This is a genomic window from Actinomadura sp. NPDC048021 (assembly GCF_040653135.1).
In the GTDB taxonomy this organism is placed as follows: domain Bacteria; phylum Actinomycetota; class Actinomycetes; order Streptosporangiales; family Streptosporangiaceae; genus Spirillospora; species Spirillospora verrucosospora.
In genome coordinates this window covers 227,704-245,157 of record NZ_JBEZJQ010000011.1, presented here as the reverse complement: position 1 = coordinate 245,157, position 17,454 = coordinate 227,704, and the positions used below count along the sequence as shown (strand labels likewise).

The 17,454-nt window shown below is 72.6% G+C and carries 12 protein-coding genes; 8 read left to right on the top strand and 4 right to left on the bottom strand.

The window, feature by feature from the left end; translation table 11 throughout:
* Nucleotides 1–17: 17 nt before the first annotated feature.
* Nucleotides 18–449, bottom strand: coding sequence for a Fur family transcriptional regulator (locus tag AB0C87_RS20485; protein ID WP_345179486.1), 432 nt, complete (start codon nucleotides 447–449; stop codon nucleotides 18–20).
* Between the two features lie 397 nt (nucleotides 450–846).
* Here AB0C87_RS20485 and AB0C87_RS20480 point away from each other — a divergent pair, with 397 nt between their 5' ends.
* The 5 genes from AB0C87_RS20480 to AB0C87_RS20460 all read left to right on the top strand — a co-directional run bounded on the left by AB0C87_RS20480 (nucleotide 847) and on the right by AB0C87_RS20460 (nucleotide 8,363).
* Nucleotides 847–2,415, top strand: coding sequence for a cellulose binding domain-containing protein (locus AB0C87_RS20480; protein ID WP_345179487.1), 1,569 nt, complete (start codon nucleotides 847–849; stop codon nucleotides 2,413–2,415).
* Between the two features lie 10 nt (nucleotides 2,416–2,425).
* Nucleotides 2,426–4,189 carry a glycoside hydrolase family 18 protein gene (locus AB0C87_RS20475; RefSeq protein WP_345179489.1) on the top strand — a complete coding sequence of 588 codons (1,764 nt, stop codon included), beginning with the start codon at nucleotides 2,426–2,428 and terminating at the stop codon, nucleotides 4,187–4,189.
* Nucleotides 4,190–4,281: 92 nt separating this feature from the next.
* Complete coding sequence (locus AB0C87_RS20470; protein ID WP_345179490.1) at nucleotides 4,282–5,157, top strand: lytic polysaccharide monooxygenase; 876 nt, start codon at nucleotides 4,282–4,284, stop codon at nucleotides 5,155–5,157.
* Between the two features lie 13 nt (nucleotides 5,158–5,170).
* Nucleotides 5,171–5,791 (top strand): DUF305 domain-containing protein, encoded by a 621-nt coding sequence (locus AB0C87_RS20465; protein ID WP_353833066.1) that lies wholly within the window; start codon nucleotides 5,171–5,173, stop codon nucleotides 5,789–5,791.
* Between the two features lie 10 nt (nucleotides 5,792–5,801).
* A complete protein-coding gene (locus AB0C87_RS20460) occupies nucleotides 5,802–8,363 on the top strand; it encodes a glycosyl hydrolase family 18 protein (protein WP_353833067.1) in 2,562 nt (853 codons plus the stop codon).
* A 254-nt stretch (nucleotides 8,364–8,617) separates the two neighbouring features.
* On the opposite strand, the gene AB0C87_RS20455 is transcribed toward AB0C87_RS20460, so the two are convergent.
* Nucleotides 8,618–9,286, bottom strand: coding sequence for a nitroreductase family protein (locus AB0C87_RS20455; protein WP_345179494.1), 669 nt, complete (start codon nucleotides 9,284–9,286; stop codon nucleotides 8,618–8,620).
* 47 nt (nucleotides 9,287–9,333) lie between these two features.
* Entirely contained in the window at nucleotides 9,334–9,861 is a 528-nt protein-coding gene (locus tag AB0C87_RS20450) for a VOC family protein (RefSeq protein ID WP_360356598.1), read from the bottom strand.
* 131 nt (nucleotides 9,862–9,992) lie between these two features.
* Between AB0C87_RS20450 and AB0C87_RS20445 the strand changes: the two genes are divergently transcribed.
* Nucleotides 9,993–11,264 (top strand): acyltransferase, encoded by a 1,272-nt coding sequence (locus tag AB0C87_RS20445; RefSeq protein ID WP_360578971.1) that lies wholly within the window; start codon nucleotides 9,993–9,995, stop codon nucleotides 11,262–11,264.
* A gap of 137 nt (nucleotides 11,265–11,401) precedes the next feature.
* Entirely contained in the window at nucleotides 11,402–13,474 is a 2,073-nt protein-coding gene (locus AB0C87_RS20440; protein WP_360578969.1) for a hypothetical protein, read from the top strand.
* A 266-nt stretch (nucleotides 13,475–13,740) separates the two neighbouring features.
* On the opposite strand, the gene AB0C87_RS20435 is transcribed toward AB0C87_RS20440, so the two are convergent.
* Entirely contained in the window at nucleotides 13,741–15,165 is a 1,425-nt protein-coding gene (locus AB0C87_RS20435) for an MFS transporter (RefSeq protein ID WP_345179499.1), read from the bottom strand.
* A 272-nt stretch (nucleotides 15,166–15,437) separates the two neighbouring features.
* Between AB0C87_RS20435 and AB0C87_RS20430 the strand changes: the two genes are divergently transcribed.
* Nucleotides 15,438–17,390, top strand: coding sequence for a SpoIIE family protein phosphatase (locus tag AB0C87_RS20430; protein WP_345179502.1), 1,953 nt, complete (start codon nucleotides 15,438–15,440; stop codon nucleotides 17,388–17,390).
* Nucleotides 17,391–17,454: the final 64 nt, after the last annotated feature.

Sequence of the window (17,454 nt, the reverse complement as noted above, 5' to 3'; positions counted from 1 at the left end):
GGGCGACCGTGGGTGAATCAGGAACTGTGGGCGGTTGAGCAGTCGGGGCAGAGGCCCCAGTAGACGACCTCGGCCTCGTCGATCAGGTAGCCGCGGTCGTCGGAGGCCGTCAGGCAGGGCGCCGCGCCCACGGCGCAGTCGACGTCGGCGATGGCCCCGCACGAACGGCAGACGACGTGGTGGTGGTTGTCCCCGATCCGCGACTCGTAGCGGGCCACGGAACCGGACGGCTGGATGCGCCGCAGCAGGCCCGCCGCCGTCAGCGCGCGCAGCGAGTCGTAGACGGCCTGGTGGGAGACCTTCGGGAGTTCCTCGCGCACGGCGCCGATGACCGACTCGGTGTCGGCGTGCGGGTGCGCGTTGACGGCGCTCAGCACCGCCAGCCGCGGGCGGGTCACGCTCAGGGCGGCCGCACGCAGCATCGCGTGGAAGTCCAAGGAGCTGGCCACGACCCCAGACTGTCCCATTTTCTGGAATCAGTCAAGATATTGAATCAACCATGTTCAGGAAGATCGTTTCTTTACCCGCGACCGGCCGCGCACGGGGTCCTCGCGAGCCTAGATCGGGCGGCCGGGCCGGTCACCTGGCGATGTTCGCCGTCGATCGCCGCGAGTTCCGGCGAGAATTGCCGATTTCCAAGATCGCGGGAGCTGGTTCGGTGCGCGAGCTGGGGTGATCCCGGACGCCGGCACGGGGCCCGCACGGCGCCCGCACCAGGGTCTTGCCGACGCCCCGGCCGCTGGCTACCTTGACCCTAAATAGATAGGAAACCTTCCTGTCTAATACGTGAACGATCTCGGGGTTCGGGGGAATCCGCCAGCCTGCCTGAAGCGATGGAGTGAGCCCTTGCGCCCCCGCTCTGCCCTCGGCGTCCTCGCCGCCCTGCTCCTCGTCCTCGCCCTCGCGCCCGGCGCGCACGCCGCCGGCGCCGCCGCCGCGACCTTCACCAAGCCCTCCGACTGGGGCTCGGGCTGGGAGGGACGCTTCACCCTCACCAACGGCACCGACACCGCGATCAACGGGTGGCGGGTCGAGTTCGACCTGCCGTCCGGGACGTCCGTCGGCTCCTACTGGGACGCGCTGCTGACGAAGAACGGCCAGCGGAACACGTTCCAGAACCGCGAGTACAACGCCGTCCTGCCGCCCGGAGGGTCCGTCACGTTCGGCTTCCTCGGGAACGGTCCCGGGAGCCCGCAGAACTGCACGTTCAACGGGCGGCCCTGCGCGGGCGGGCCGACCGATCCCCCGGGCGGGCTCGGCGCCCCCGGCACGCCCACGGTCACCGGACGGACCGACACCTCGCTGACGCTGGCCTGGCAGCCCGGAAGCGGGACGCCCACCGGGCACCGCGTCTACGAGGGCCCGGACCTGAAGGCGACGGTCACCGGGACCTCCGCCACGGTCGGCGGGCTCGCCAAGTGCTCGACGCACACCTACACGGTCAGGGCCTACGACGACAAGGGCGAGTCGCCGGCCAGCGCGGCCGTCACCGGGACGACCGGCGGGTGCGCGACCGGACCGCTGCCCAAGCACTTCCTGACCGGCTACTGGCACGACTTCGTCAACCCGGCGCAGGAGATCAGGCTCTCGCAGGTCCCGGACCAGTACGACCTGGTCGCCGTGGCCTTCGGCGAGGCGACCGGCCGGTCCGGCGAGGTCTCGTTCCGCCTCGACCCCGAGCTCTCCACGGCCCTCGGCGGCTACACCGACGCGCAGTTCAAGGCCGACATCGCCGGCCTGCACGCCAGGGGCAAGAAGGTCATCCTGTCGGTCGGCGGCGAGAAGGGCGCCATCCGGGTCGCGGACGGCGCGTCCGCGCAGCTCTTCGCCGACTCGGTGTCCGGGCTGATGACGCAGTACGGGTTCGACGGCGTCGACATCGACCTGGAGAACGGCCTCAACCCGACCTTCATGGAGCAGGCGCTGCGGGCGCTGCGCGCCAAGGCCGGCGCCGACCTGATCATCACGATGGCGCCGCAGACGCTCGACATGCAGTCGACCGGCGCGTCGTACTTCCAGCTCGCGCTGAAGATCAAGGACATCCTCACCGTCGTCCACATGCAGTACTACAACTCGGGCGCGATGCTCGGCTGCGACCAGAAGGTGTACGGGCAGGGGACGGTCGACTTCATGACCGCGCTGGCCTGCATCCAGCTGGAGAACGGGCTGCGCCCCGACCAGGTGTCGCTCGGGCTCCCGGCCGGGCCCGGCGCGGCGGGCGGCGGGGTCGTGGCCCCGTCGGCCGTCAACAACGCGCTCGACTGCCTCGCCAAGGGGACCGGCTGCGGCACGTTCAAGCCGTCGCGCACCTACCCCGACATCCGCGGCGCGATGACGTGGTCCGTCAACTGGGACGTCACCAACGGCGGCGGCTTCGCCGGGACCGTCGGCCCGCACCTGGACACCCTGCCGTAGGGAGGCCGCCATGAAGAGGATCTGGGTTGTGGCGGCCATGGTCGCCGGGCTGCTGACCGGGGTCACCGCCCCGGCCCACGCGGACAACATCCTGGCCAACGCCGGGTTCGAGAGCGGTTCGCTCAGCCCCTGGACGTGCGACGGCGGCTCGGTCGTGACGAGCCCTGCGCGGACGGGCGGGCACGCGCTCGCGGGCGGGGTGTCGGCCGGGAGCACCGGCCAGTGCACGCAGACCGTGAGCGTGAAGGCGAACACCGCGTACACGCTGTCGGCCTGGGTGCGCGGCAGCTACGTCTACCTCGGCGTGACGGGCGGGACGTCCGCGTGGACGCCGTCCGCCGCCGACTTCACCAAGCTGTCGCTGACGTTCACGACCGGCGCCGACCAGACGTCCGCGCAGATCTACCTGCACGGCTGGTACGGCAACGGCGCGTACTACGCCGACGACGTCGCCCTCGACGGTCCCGGCGGCGCGCCGCAGCCGGGCGTCCCGGGCGCGCCCGGCGCCCCGAGGACCGGCGCGGTCACCGACGGCTCGATCGCCCTCCAGTGGGGGGCGTCGTCCGGGACGGTCACCGGCTACCGCGTCTACGAGGGCACCGCGGTCAAGGCCACGGTCACCGGGACGGCCGCCACCGTCTCGGGCCTGGCCGCGTGCAGCTCGCACACCTTCACGGTCGCCGCCTACAACGACGTCGGCGAGTCGGTGAGATCAGGGCCCGTCAGCGCGCGGACCAGCGGCTGCACCGACACCGGGCTGCCCAGGCACGCGCTCGTCGGCTACCTGCACGCGAGCTTCGCCAACGGCTCCGGCTACGTGCGGATGGCGGACGTCCCGGACGCGTGGGACATCATCGACCTCGCGTTCGGCGAGCCGACGTCGCCCACCTCCGGCGACATCCGGTTCGCCCGCTGCCCGGCGAGCGAGTGCGCGAACGTGGAGAGCGACGAGGAGTTCGTCGCCGCGATCCGCGCGAAGCAGGCGCAGGGCAAGAAGGTGCTGATCTCGATCGGCGGCCAGAACGGGCAGGTGCAGCTCACGACGGCGGCCGCGCGGGACGCGTTCGTCCGGTCGGTGTCGGCCATCATCGACAGGTACGGGCTGGACGGCCTCGACGTCGACTTCGAGGGCCACTCGCTCTACCTGAACGCGGGCGACACCGACTTCCGCGACCCGACCACCCCGGTCATCGTCAACCTGATCTCGGCGCTGAAGTCGCTGAAGGCGAAGTACGGGGCGAAGTTCGTCCTGACGATGGCGCCCGAGACGTTCTTCGTGCAGGTCGGGCACCAGTTCTACGGCGGCGCGGGCGGCGGCGACAACCGGACGGGCGCGTACCTGCCGGTGATCGACGCGATGCGGGACGACCTGACCGTCCTGCACGTCCAGGACTACAACTCCGGGCCGGTGATGGGCCTGGACGGCCAGTACCACACGATGGGCGGCGCCGACTTCCACATCGCGATGACCGACATGGTGAAGGCCGGGTTCCCGGTCGCGAACACCGGCCGCACGTTCCCCGGGCTGCGCCCCGACCAGATCGCGGTCGGCCTGCCCGCCGCGGTCAGCGCCGGCAACGGGCACACGCCGCCCGCCCAGGTGCAGCAGGCCGTGAACTGCCTGGTCAAGGGGCAGAACTGCGGGTCCTACACGCTCCGCGGCGGGACGTCCCCCGATCTGCGCGGCCTGATGACGTGGTCGATCAACTGGGACCGCTACTACGGCTGGGAGTTCATGAACAGCCACGAGCCCTTCCTGAACGGCCTGCCCTGAGCCGCCCTCCCCGACCGGCCTTCCGGACCGGCCTCCCCCTGACCCGCCCCCCGCCTCCTTCACCGGACCCCACCCCCACCGGAAGGAAACCCATGCGATCGACCCGCAGGAAGGCCGCCGTGGCGGCGGCCGCGGTGCCGGCCGCGTCCGCGCTGGCCGTGCTCGGCACGGCGACGGCCGCGAGCGCGCACGGCACGATGTCCGATCCGCCCAGCCGCGTGTACGTGTGCAACCAGGAGGGCCCCGAGAGCCCCAAGTCGGAGGCGTGCAAGGCGGCCGTCGCGGCCAGCGGCGCGCAGGCCTTCTACGACTGGAACGAGGTGTCGCTGCTGGACGCGGGCGGGCGGCACCGGGAGATCATCCCGGACGGGCAGCTGTGCAGCGCCGGACGGGCCAAGTACCGGGGCCTGGACCTCCGGCGCGCGGACTGGCCCGCCAAGCCGATGAGGGCGGGCCAGCAGACGATCACCTACCGCGCGTCCGCGCCGCACGGGGACAGCAACTTCGAGTTCTACCTCACCCGCGAAGGCTGGGACCCGACACAGCCGCTGCGCTGGGGCGACCTCGTCCCGCTGGCGAGCTTCACGCACCAGAACCCGTCCGAGTACACCAACTGGACGCTGAACATCCCGCCGCGGACGGGCCGCCACATCCTGTACTCGATCTGGCAGCGGGTGCTGGGAAGCCAGGAGGCGTTCTACACCTGCTCCGACGTCGACTTCGGCGGGACGAACAACCCGACCCCGACCCCGACTCCCACTCCGACCCCCACGCCCACCGAGACGCCGACGCCCACGCCGACTCCCACGCCGACCGGGACGCCGGGCGGGACGTGGAAGGCGGGGACGGCCTACGCCGCGGGCGACCGGGTGACCTACGGCGGCGCGACCTACGCGTGCCGCCAGGCGCACACGGCGATCGCCGGCTGGGAGCCCCCGACCACGGCCGCGCTCTGGCAGCCGGTCTGACGAGCCCGCGACGATGAGGCGCGGCCTGACGACGTCCGGCTCGCTGGCGCTTGTCGCCGCGTGCGTCGTCCTGCTCGCGGTCCAGTGCGGGGCCGGCGGCGGTCCGCCGTCGCCGGTCCCCGTGCAGGCGCGCGGCGGGACCGGATTCAACTCCACCGACGTCATGTTCCTGCAGATGATGGTCCCGCATCAGGGCCAGGGCGTGAAGCTGGCCCGGACGGCCCGCGGGCGTGCCGTCCGCCCCGAGGTCGCGACCCTTGCCGCGGCGATCGAGACGACGCAGCTCGCCGAGATCAGTGACATGGCGGGACGCCTGAGGGCCTGGCACCGGCCGCCGACGGCGGACCCGCACTCCCACGAGCACGACCTGCACGGCGGAATGCCCGAGACCACCGACGCCGAGCTGGAGGCGCTGGCGAGGACGCCGCCGGACCGGTTCGAGCGCGCCTTCCTCGACCTGCTGATCGCCCACCAGGACGACGCCGTCCAGCTGGCGCGGCTGGAGACCGGCAGGGGCGAGGACGCCTGGACGAGGCGGCTCGCGCGGCGCGTCGACAGCTCACGCTCGGCCGAGATCGACCGGATGCTGGCGCTCCTCGGTTCCCCGACCCCGAAGAACCACCCCCAGAAGTAGGTGTTCGCGCATGCGCAGATTAATCGGAATCCTTGTCGCCTTCGTGGTCGTGGCGGCGCTGGCCGCCGCGCCCGCGCAGGCGGCCGACCGGCTGACGGCGACGTTCAGCCTGTCCGGCACGACGGGCAAGTACGTGGTCGGCAACCCCGGGACGGCCGACGTCAGCGGCTGGAAGCTCGTCTTCGAACTGCCCGCCGGGGTGACGGCGAGCAACCCGCAGAACGCCGCGCTGTCGCAGAACGGCACGAAGGTGACGCTGACCCCGGCGTTCTACATCAACACCGTCAAGGCGGGCGGGACCACCGAGCCCTACAGCCCGACGTTCACGCTCAGCTCCGCCGCCCAGCCGACGAGCTGCACGCTGAACGGCGCGAACTGCGACGGGACGGGTGAACCGCCGCCCGCGCCGGCCGGGATCACCGCCGAGTACACGGTCAGCGGGACCCAGGCCAAGTTCGTCGTCGCGAACCACACCAGCGCGTCGATCAGCAACTGGTCGGTCGTGTTCGACCTGCCGGCGGGCGTGACCGCGAGCGGCGCCGACAACGGGACGGTCAGCCAGAGCGGCACCACGGTCACCCTCAGCCCCGTCTACTACAACTCCACGATCGGGGCCGGGCGGACGACCGAGCCCTACAGCCCGACGTTCACCGTCAGCAGGTCCGGCGCCGAGCCGACGAGCTGCCGCGTCAACGACGTCAACTGCGACGGCGCCGCCGACGTGCCGCCGGGCGCGCCCGGCGGCCTGAAGTCCACGGTCAGGACGACCAGGACCGTGTCGCTGGCCTGGGACGCGGCGAAGGCGGGCAGCCTGCCGGTCACCGCGTACGAGGTCTACAACGGGTCGGCTCTCGCGACCACCGTCCCCGAGACGAACGCCACGGTCACCGGCCTCACCCCGAACACCGAGTACACGTTCACGGTGAAGGCCCGCGACCGGAAGGGGAACCTGTCCCCCGCCAGCGCGCCCGTCACCGTCAGGACCAACGACCCAGCCGCGGACACGCAGGCGCCGTCCGTCCCGACCGGGCTGCAGAGCACCGGCAAGGACTCCGCCAGCGTGAAGCTCGCGTGGACGGCCTCGACCGACAACACCGGCGTCGCGAACTACGACGTGCTGGTGGACGGGAAGGTCGCCACGACCGTGGCCGGCACCAGCGCCACGGTCGCGGGGCTCTCGCCGTCCACCGAGTACGCGTTCGCCGTCCGGGCGCGCGACCTGTACGACAACGTGTCGGCGGCGAGCGCGGCAGTGAAGGTGAAGACCGACGACGTGGTCAGCGGCGGCTACGCGCGCGTCGGCTACTTCGTCCAGTGGGGCATCTACGGCCGCCAGTACTTCGTGAAGAACCTGGACACCACCGGCAACGCGGCCCGCCTCACCCACATCAACTACGCGTTCGCGAACGTCGACCCGGTCAACATGACGTGCCTCCAGGGCGTCACGAAGGGCACCACGGCCGACCCGCAGGACCCGAGCCAGGGCGACGGAGCGGGCGACGCCGAGGCCGACTACGGGCGCCCGTTCAGCGCCGCCCAGTCGGTGGACGGCGTCGCCGACACGGGCTGGGAGAAGCTGCGCGGCAACTACAACCAGCTGAAGAAGCTCAAGGCCAAGTACCCGAAGCTGAAGGTGCTGATCTCGATCGGCGGCTGGACGTACTCCAAGTACTTCTCCGACGTCGCCAGGACCGACGCGTCCCGCAGGAAGTTCGCCGCGTCCTGCATCGACACCTACATCAAGGGCAACCTGCCCGACTACAACGGCGCGGGCGGTCCGGGCACGGCCGCCGGGATCTTCGACGGCATCGACCTCGACTGGGAGTGGCCGGGCGCCGAGGGCCACGCGGGCAACCACGTCAGCCCGGACGACAAGCACAACAACACGCTGCTCATCGCCGAGTTCCGCCGCCAGCTCGACGAGCTGACGAAGTCGACCGGCAAGCGCTACCTGCTGTCGGCGTTCACCCCCGCCGACCCCGCGAAGATCGACGCGGGCTGGGAGCTGGCGGAGGTCGCCAAGTCCATGGACATCTTCAACGTCCAGGGCTACGACTTCCACGGCGCGGGCAGCGACAACTCCTGGGAGCCCAACCGGACGGGCCACCAGGGCAACCTCTACGCCGATACCGACGACCCGTACCCGTTCCACTTCAGCGTCGAGAACGCGGTCAAGCCGTACCTGGACGCCGGGGTGAACCCGCGCAAGCTCACGCTCGGCCTCGCCTACTACGGCCGCGGCTGGCAGAACGTGACCGACGGCGGCAAGAGCGGCGAATGGCAGGCCGCCAAGGGCGCGGCGCCCGGGCAGTTCCAGGAGGAGGCCGGGACGCGCGGCTACAGCAACCTGATCGCCAGCGTGCCCAACTGCCGGGTCGTCCACGACGAGCAGGCGGTGGCGACGTCCTGCTACACCGGCGACAACGGCCAGTGGTGGACCTTCGACGACGCCTGGTCGATCCAGAAGAAGACCGCCTGGCTGCGGAGCAAGAACCTGCTCGGCGCCATGATCTGGGAGATGTCCGGCGACCCGGGCGTCCTGACCAAGGCCCTCGACGACGGCCTGAAATGAGCGGGCCCGAGATGACGGCCTGAGATGACGGCCTGAGCCCGTCCCGTCCCCGATCCCAGGGCCGGCGTCGCTGCCCGCTCGCGGCGCCGGCCCTGTTCCATGCCCGGACGCCGTCCCCGGGGCCTCCCTCTCCGGTCCGGAAGCCGGCGGTCCCGCGTGCGTCTGGCGCGTAGACGGGGATCACGCGGGGCCGCCGGTGTCTCCGGGGCGCACTCCGGATCCTAGACGCTTATTGGCGCTGCGACAATAAGCTCTCACCAGCGGTCGAGGTGGAGGATCTCCTCCAGCGGGACCCGCGGGGCCGGGCGGAAGGTGTCGCCGGTGTAGTAGGCGGTCGGGATGAGCGCGCCCTGGCGGACGTCCTCGGGAAGGCCGAGCAGTTCGGCGACCTCCCGCTCGTAGACCAGGTGCAGGGACGTCCAGGCGGTGCCGAGTCCGCGGGCGCGCGCCGCGAGGGCGTAGTTCCAGACGGCGGGCAGCAGCGAGCCCCACAGGCCCGCCTGGTTGCCCTCCGGCAGCCGTCCGCCGGGCACGCGCAGGCACGGGATCAGCAGGACCGGCACGTCGCCCATGCGGTCGGCCAGGTGGGCGGCGCTCTCCCCGACGCGGCGCTGCACCTCGGCCCGCTCCGGGTCCCCCTCGTACTGCGCGCCGCCGGCGCCGCCGGCCTGCGCGTAGGCGGCGAACGCCCGCCGATAGTGCTCGCCGATCGCCGCGCGGGTCCCGGGATCGGTGACGACGATCCACTGCCAGCCCTGCCGGTTGCTGCCGCTCGGCGCCTGCACGGCGATCTCCAGGCACTCGCGGACCAGCTCCATGGGGACGGGGCGGTCGAGGTCGAGGCGCTTGCGCACGGTGCGCGTCGTGGTGAGCAGCTCGTCCGGGCTCAGCGGCAGCGTGGTCTTACCCTGGTCGGTCGTCATGCCACCATCGTCCCCCGGCGGCCCCGGGTTACCCGGGAGGGCCGCCGTCAGCCGGTGTCGACGACCGGGTTGAGGAAGACGTCCTTCGCCTCCCGCGGGGTGAGGTCCGTGCGGCCGGTGAGGTCGTTGCGCGCGTCGGTGAACCGGAACCGGTAGCCGCCGGGCGGCAGGTGCCCGATCTCCCACCAGTTGCCGTCGAGGTCCTTGAGGTAGAAGGAGTAGACGCCGTGCTGGCGGACGGGCTTGTTGAGCTCCCTGACCCCGTACTCCTCGCCGGTCTCCGCTATCGCGCGGTAGGCCTCGTCCACCTCCTCGTCGCTGCCCACGTCGATCCCGTTGTGGTAGAGCAGCGGCATGTCGGGGCGGTCCGGCCTGGACTCCACGCACACGTAGGTGTGGTCGCCGCCGAGCCGGACGTAGAGGACCGCCGTCATCGGCTGGACGACCTCCAGGCCGAGCACCTCCTCGTAGAAGCGCCGCGTCGCCGCCACATCAGTGATCTTCAGCGTGCCGTGCGAAAGGAAACGCGACTTGATCGCGGGTTTCCTGGTCGAGCGATGCGTGATTCCCGGCATTTCCCCTCCGATCCGCCGCATTCAGCGCGGCGAGCGAGAAACCTTTCTCGTCCATTTCACGGCAGATATTCGATTAAGGGAAGGCCTGAGCTGGATGGTGAAGATGAGGCGAGAGCTACTAGTCTGTCGGAATGCTTCCCGCTTTGGGTGTTTCCCCCGTATCGTCCAGGCTTGGGTGGCTCGATGCGCTGCGGGGGGCCGCGGCCCTGGCGGTGGCGCTGCACCACGCGAGCTACGTGTACCTGCCCGACCTGCGGGTGCGCCTCGCCGACTGGTTCGACCCCGGCCTGTTCGGCGTCCTGGTGTTCTTCCTGGTCAGCGGGTACATCGTGCCCGCCTCGCTGGAGCGGCGCGGCAGCGTGCGCGGGTTCTGGGTCGGCCGGTTCTTCCGCATCTACCCGCTGCTGGCGGTGACGTGCCTCCTCGCCGTCCTGCCTTTCCTGCTGGGCGTGCTCGGGCTCCGGGCGGGGCTTGAGCAGTACTCCCCCGCGACCGCCGTCCTCGCGCACATGACGATGCTGCAGGACGTCCTCAACGTCCCGAACGCGATGAACGTGCTGTGGACGCTCTCCTACGAGATGGCCTTCTACCTGCTGGTCGTCGCCCTGTTCATCGTCGGCGGGCACCGCCGCTCGGCCCCGGCCGCCGTGGTCCTCACCGTGGTCGCGCTGGCGGCGGTCGCGCTGACCGCCTGCGGCCTGCTGACCGGCGCGTACGCCCCCGCCGCCCTGCTGTCGCGCACCGCGGGGACGGGCCCGGTGGTCGCGGTGACGGTGGCCGCCCTGGCGGTGGCGATCCCGGCGGCGTCGTCCCGGCGTCCCGCGCCGCGCCTCGCGGGCGGACTGCTCGGCGGGCTGCTCGCCCTCGCGCTGGTCGCGGTCAACGGCCGCCTCGGCGCGTGGGAGGGCCTGCTCATGCTGGCGGCCATGTTCACGGGCACCGCCGTGCACCGCGCCGAGCACGGCCAGATCTCCCGGCGCGCGGCCGGAGCGACGGGCGCGGCGGTCCTGACGGGCGCGCTCGCCGCCGGGACGTGGAACGCCGCCCCCTACGGCCGCAACGCCCAGCTCGTGTGGTGCGGCGCTGTCCTGGCGGCGTCCGCGACGTTCGCGGCGGGCTGGCGGCTGCGGAACCGGAGCTTCCCCGCCTGGGCGACCGGTCTCGGCACCATCAGCTTCTCGGTGTACCTGCTGCATCCGCTGCTGCTCATGGTGGCCGCGCAATTCCTCGGCGCTTCCGGACGCGAGGACGCGGCCGGCCTCGCACTGTTCCTTCTCGTCCTGGTGGCGGCGAGCTGGGCCTCGCAGCGCTGGATCGAGGCGCCCGCGCAAAGGCTGGGACGGCGCCTGGCCCGCTCGCGCACTCCGGACGCGCGGCGGGAACAGCACGCCCTCGCCTCCTGATCGGCTCACTTAATAGCGTGCAGTGATTTATGGCGCTCTGTCACCATGGCGCGGTGAACATCTGGCTTGAGGCATTGGTCGTCCGGAACACGCATCGCATTCCCGCGCCGTCCGGTCCGTCCGGAGAAGGGGCGACGGTGGCGCGGCAGTTCGACGCCGCCCTGATGTCGGTCGGCTTCAAGCTCTCCGCGGACGTCCTGCGCGCGCTGTCGGGGCTGTCGGAGCAGACCGTCCGGAGCGTCGCGGTGCGCACGCTCGCCACCGTCCGCGAGATGGCGGGCGACCACGTCCGGCACAACTCCTACTTCCGCGACTTCCCCCGCAACGTGCCCGACACCCTGGACTTCTGGCTCGGGCTCCTCCACGAGACGCTTCAGGACGCCGCGCTCGCCCCGGCGGCGCGCGGCGCCCTGCGAGACGGCGTTCTCGACCTGCTCACCCTCAAGGGCTACGGCCGCTACCAGCACACCTACGAGGAGATGCTGGCGGCGCAGGACGAGCTGGTCACCGCCGCGGGCGACCGGGTGACCGTCCTGCACCTCGGGCGGGCCCTCGCCGAGGAGGCCGCGGAGCTGTACCTGCGGCTCGCCGAGAGCACCACGCCGCTGGGCGAGGAGGACCTGGAGACCCTGGAGAAGCTGGCCGCGCACCACGCCTCCGGCCCCCATCCCGAGCGGATCCCCGTCCGGGAGAACCGCGCCGTGATCAACCGGGTCCGCCTGGCGCTGGGCGCCGGCCTGCTCGTCGACACGGTCACCGACGTGCTGCGCCTGGCGTGCGCGCTGTCGGACGGCGACGTGACCCTCCAGGAGCCCACGCGGTTCGTCTCGATGCCGCGCCCCACGCGCCGGGCGCTGCTCGCCGCGCTCGACGGCGTCGTCCGCGACGACCCCGGCAAGCTCGGCGACGTCGCCGCCCGGCGCGAGCCGTGGAAGCGGCTCGGCGAGCGGCTCCACCCGCACGAGCACCCGAGGTGGGCGGGGGCGGCGGACGTGTTCGCGGTCGCGCGCGGCGAGAAGAAGGCGCCGTCGTTCGCGGCGCGCTTCGAGGCGCGGCTGGCGGACGGCGACGTCACGGGCGCGGCGCGCGTGGCGGCGGGCGCGCCAGGAACGCTGTTCCGGTCCCTGGACCGGCTGCTGCGCCTCGCGCCGGATTCCCGGGACGCGGTGCTCGACACGGCCGAGTCGGTGATCGACCGGGTGTCGGGACGGGTGCTGCTGTCGGTGCGGGAGCACCTGCTCAACCGCGCCGGCGAGCCCGGGCGGACGCGGCTGTTCGCCAACCGGCTCGGCCGCGGCGCCGCCGTGCCCGACACCCGCCCGCCCCTGGAGCCGGACGCGGCGGAGCGGCTCGCGGCGATGCTGGAGGACGAGATCCGGGGCCGCCTCCCGGCCGTCGGCCGCCTGGTCGTCGACCCCGACGTGCTCGACGTCGCGCTGCCGCTCAGCGGGAAGGCCGCCGGGAAGGGGCTCGGCGTCCTGCCGCGCGGGTCGGTGACCCCGGTCGACGGCGAGCTGCTGCGGTTCTTCGTCTACTGGCGGCAGCACGAGCACAGGACGGACTTCGACCTTTCCGCGCTCATGCTCGACCAGGACTACGGCAGCCCCGAATGGCTGTCCTACACCAATCTCAGCACCGTGGCGGGAGAGCATTCCGGCGATATCACCGACGCGCCCGAAGGGGCCTCGGAGTTCATCAACCTGACCCTGGCGAAAGTCAGGGCCCGGTTCGTCGTCCCGCAGGTGAACGTCTTCTCCGGGGAGGGATTCGAGGAGGTCGAGGAGTCGTTCTTCGGATTCATGCTGCGCGACGCGGAGCAGCGGGGGCGTCCGTTCGAGGCGCGGACCGTCCGGATGAAGTCGGACCTGCGCGGGCCGGGCAGGATCGCGCTGCCGCTGGTGTTCCTGCGCGGCGACGACGGCCGGTGGCGCGCCAAGTGGCTGCACCTGCACCTGGGAGGCGCGACGAACTTCAACCGGGTGGAGGACAACCGCGTGACGACGTCGACGCTGCTGCGCGGCATCGTGGAACGCCGCCACCTGACCGTCCGCCACCTGGTGGACCTGCTCGACGCCGGGAAGACGACCGTCTGGGACGGCACGGCGCCCGGCGAGCCGGTCACGTTCATCGGCCTGGAACGCCCGGACGGCCTGCACGCGGATTCCACGGTCTACACGCCGGAAAACCTGAGTGACCTGATCCCGGCCTGACTGCTAAAGTCGCCGTGCGAGGCCATGAAAGGGCTTCCTTCTCATACCTACAGATGAAACCAGCCCTTTCGCTTTCCTCGCTTCTGACAGAAACGGGCGCGCCTTCCGGCGCGCCCGTTCTGTTTCGGTCACTGGCCCGAGCCCCGCGACGCGGCCATAGCGGATCCGTGAACGAGCACCGGGCGGGAACGCGACCGGGGCGGGCGACCAGTGAGTGGCGGCGGAAGCCCCGGCATGACCGCCGTCGTCGCGGCCGGGGCCGTGCGTCACGCGATCACGGGCTCCTCGGACCGGGCCGCTCCCTGAGGCCGCGGCAGGAACGGGACGATGGCCGTCCCGGCGGCGGTGATCGCGGCCGCGACGAGGAAGGCGGCCGCGTAGCCGTCCACCAGGTCCGGCCCGGTGTGCGCGGCGGCGGTGCCGAGGACGGTGAGGCCGATCGCGCCGCCGATCGTGCGGGACGTGTTGACGACGCCCGCGACCGCGCCCGCCTCGGACGAGCTCGCGCCGCTGGTCGACGCCTCCACCAGCGGGGTCATCAGGAGGCCGAAGCCGAGGGCCATCGTCGCGCCCGGACCGAGGATCGCGGTCAGGAACGTTCCATCGGAGTCCAGCACGAGGCTCTGCCAGGCGAAGCCCGCCGCGGCCATGACCCCGCCGATGCCGGCGAGGCGCCGGGTGCCCATCCGGGCCATCAGGGGCGGCGCGAGCCGCGAGCCGATGATGATCCCCGCCGTGTGCGGCAGGAACGACAGGCCCGTCCGGACCGCGCTGTAGTGCAGGACGTTCTGCATGTAGAGCGACAGGAAGTACCACAGCGCGAAGCCCGCCATCGTCCCGACGAGGGTCGCGAGGTTGCCGACCGCGACACTGCGCAGCCGGAACAGCCGCAACTGCACGAGCGGCTCGGGAGTGCGCGCCTCGACGGCGACGAACGCGGCGAGCAGGACGACGCCGACCGCGACCGGCACCACGCCCCTCCAGCCGTGGTCCCCGGTCTCGCCGATGCCGAACGCGAGCAGGCCCACGCCCGCGGTGACGAGGACGGCCCCGGGAAGGTCGAGGCGGCGCCGCCCGGCCGCGTCGCCGTCGCCGCGCAGCCAGCGGGCGGCGACGGCCGCGACCGCCGCGCCGACCGGCACGTTGATCAGCAGCACCCAGCGCCAGCTCAGGTAGTCGGTCAGCAGCCCGCCGACGAGGCCGCCGGTCGCGCCGCCCGCGGTGCCGACGGCCGTCCACATGGCGATCGCCTTCGTCCGGGCCGGGCCCTCGGGGAACGTCCCGGTGATGAGCGACAGCGTGACGGGTGCGAGGATCGCCGCCCCGAGGCCCTGGAACGCGCGCGCGCCGATCAGCATGGCGCCGTCCTGCGCGAACCCGCCGACGAGGCTGGCGGCGGTGAACAGGCCGAGCCCGGTGATGAAGACGCGCTTGCGACCGAACAGGTCGGCGGCGCGCCCGCCGAGGAGGAGGAACCCCGCGAAGGTCAGCGAGTAGGCGTTGACGACCCACTGAAGGCCCGTCGCGCCGAGGCCGAGGCCTTCGCGGATGTGCGGCAGGGCGACGTTGACGACGGAGATGTCGAGGACGACGAGGAACTGGCCGATCGACGCGGCGAGCAGCGCGGCCCAGCCGGGGGTCCTCGCCCCGGCCGGTCGCGCCGCCGCCTCGGCGGTGAGGTCTGCGGTCATGCGTCCATGCTGGTCGCCGGGCCCGGTCGGCCGCGTCGGTCCGCGGTCCCGTCCGGTGAGGTCCGTTCGGCCTAGGACCAGGCGGCGCGCGCTGGCGGCGTCCCGGCGCGGCCCGGCGGACGCGCCGGGCCTGGCGCGGAACACCCCGGGTATGAATGAATCTCCTCGACGCAAGCGGGTACCGGATGCTTGCGCAACGAGTGCGTCACAAGGTGTTAACCCGGATGAGTCGGAAACAAAGGGACGCACGGAGGTGACCATCCGGAGGGTTGATGCGAGAGTCCGCACGCGACGAGGACATGGACAGGCTCACCGGCGACGCCCGGACCGTCCGCCAGGTGTTCGAGGCGATCCCGGCCGCCGTCGCCGGGGTCGAGAGCCCCGGCGAGTACCGCCTGGTCGCGGTCAACGCCGCCTACCGCGCGCTGGTGGAGCGGGACGAGGTGCTCGGCCGCTCCACCTCCGAGCTGTTCCCCGAGCTCGTCGCCCAGCAGCTGTTCGACCTGTTCGACCGTCCGTTCCGCACCGGGGAGACGGTGACGGCGCGCGAGTGGCGGATCCAGCTCCCCCGCGAGACCGGCCCCGACGAGGACGTCTACATCGACTGCACGATCGTCCCGCAGAAGTCCGCGACCGGGGAGGTCGTCCGGCTCGTGGCGTTCGCGCAGGACGTCACCGAGCGGGTGCGGGAGCGGCAGGCGGCGCGCCGGGCCGCCGAGGAGGGCCCGGTCGAGCCCGCCGACGTCGTCGGGGTGCTCCAGCGGCAGCTGCTGCCCGCGGGCCTGCCGATCCTGCCGGGCCTGCAGATCGGCGGCAGCTACCTGCCCGCGGGCGGCGGTTCGGCCGCGGGCGGCGACTGGTTCGACGCCGTCCCCCTGCCGGACGGCCGGACGGCCCTCGTGGTCGGGGACGTGGCCGGGCACGGCGTCGAGGCGTCGGCGGCGATGGGGCGGATCCGCGCCGTCCTCGAAGACCGGCTCGACCTCACCGGCGACATCGCCGAGGCGCTCGCCGCCGTCGACCGGCTGGCCGAACGCCTCCCGGCCGCGCGCGCGGCGACCCTGTGCGTCGCCGCCGTGGACCCGGCGGACGGGCGGCTCACGTACTGCACGGCCGGGCATCCGCCGCCGCTGCTGATCCCGTCCGCGGGCCCCGCCCGCTACCTGCGCTCGTCCGGCGGCGGACCGCTCGGCACCGGGACCGGCTTCCCGCTCGCCGAGGACCGCCTCGCCGTCGGCGACCAGCTCCTGCTCTACAGCGACGGCATCGTGCGGCGGCCGGGCCAGGAGGTCGCGGCGGGGACCGTCGAGCTGGCGGAGGTCGCCGCGGACGTCGCCGCCGGGCGGGCGCTGCGCGAGGACTGGCTCGCCGCCGTCGACCGCCTCACCACGCAGACGCTGGAACTGCTGGTCAGGACGTCCGGGCACGACGACGACATCGCGCTGCTGGCCGCGCAGCGGACCGCGCCGCACGCGCCGCTGCTGCTGGACCTGCCGGCCGAGTCGGAGGCGATCCCCGCCGCCCGCAAGGCCCTGGACGAGTGGCTGTACGACCTCGGGGCCCGCGCCGAGGACGTCATCCTGCTGCGGCACGCGATCGGCGAGCTCGTCACCAACGCGGTCGAGCACGCCTACGACGGCACGCCCGGCGCCGTCCGGATCCGGGCCGAGTGCACCGGGCGCGGCGGCGTCGAGATCGAGGTCGCCGACGACGGCCACTGGCGCGAGCCGTGGCAGCCCACCGAGGACCGCGGACGCGGCCTGGCCATGGCGAGCGACTTCGCCGACGACCTGCACGTCGAGACGGGCCCGCGCGGCACGACGGCGACCGTCCGGCACCGGCTGACCCGTCCCGCGCGGCTGCTCACCCCCGGCGAGGTCACGCCGGCGCCGGACCTGTCGGACCTGCCGAACCTGCTGCTGATCCTGGACCAGCCCTCGGAGGGGAACCCGCGGATCCGCCTGGACGGCCCGGTCGACGCCGCCACCGCCGAGCAGTTGCGCGAGGAGCTGGTCGTGCGCACCCGCGGCGGCACCATGCCCCTCACCGTCGACCTGACCGGCGTCACGCACCTGTCCAGCGCGGGCGTCGCCGTCCTCTACGAGGCCGAGATCCGCACCGACTCCCCGGGCCGCCCGTTCCTCCTGTACGCCCCTCCGGGCAGCCCGGCGCAGCACGTCATGGCGATGGTCGCCCTCCCCCACACCACGGCCGAACCCGGCTAGCGCTCGCTGCCGCACCGGCGCCGGGGGCGACGTTCCCTTCGCCGGTGTCCCGGACCTTGCGGGA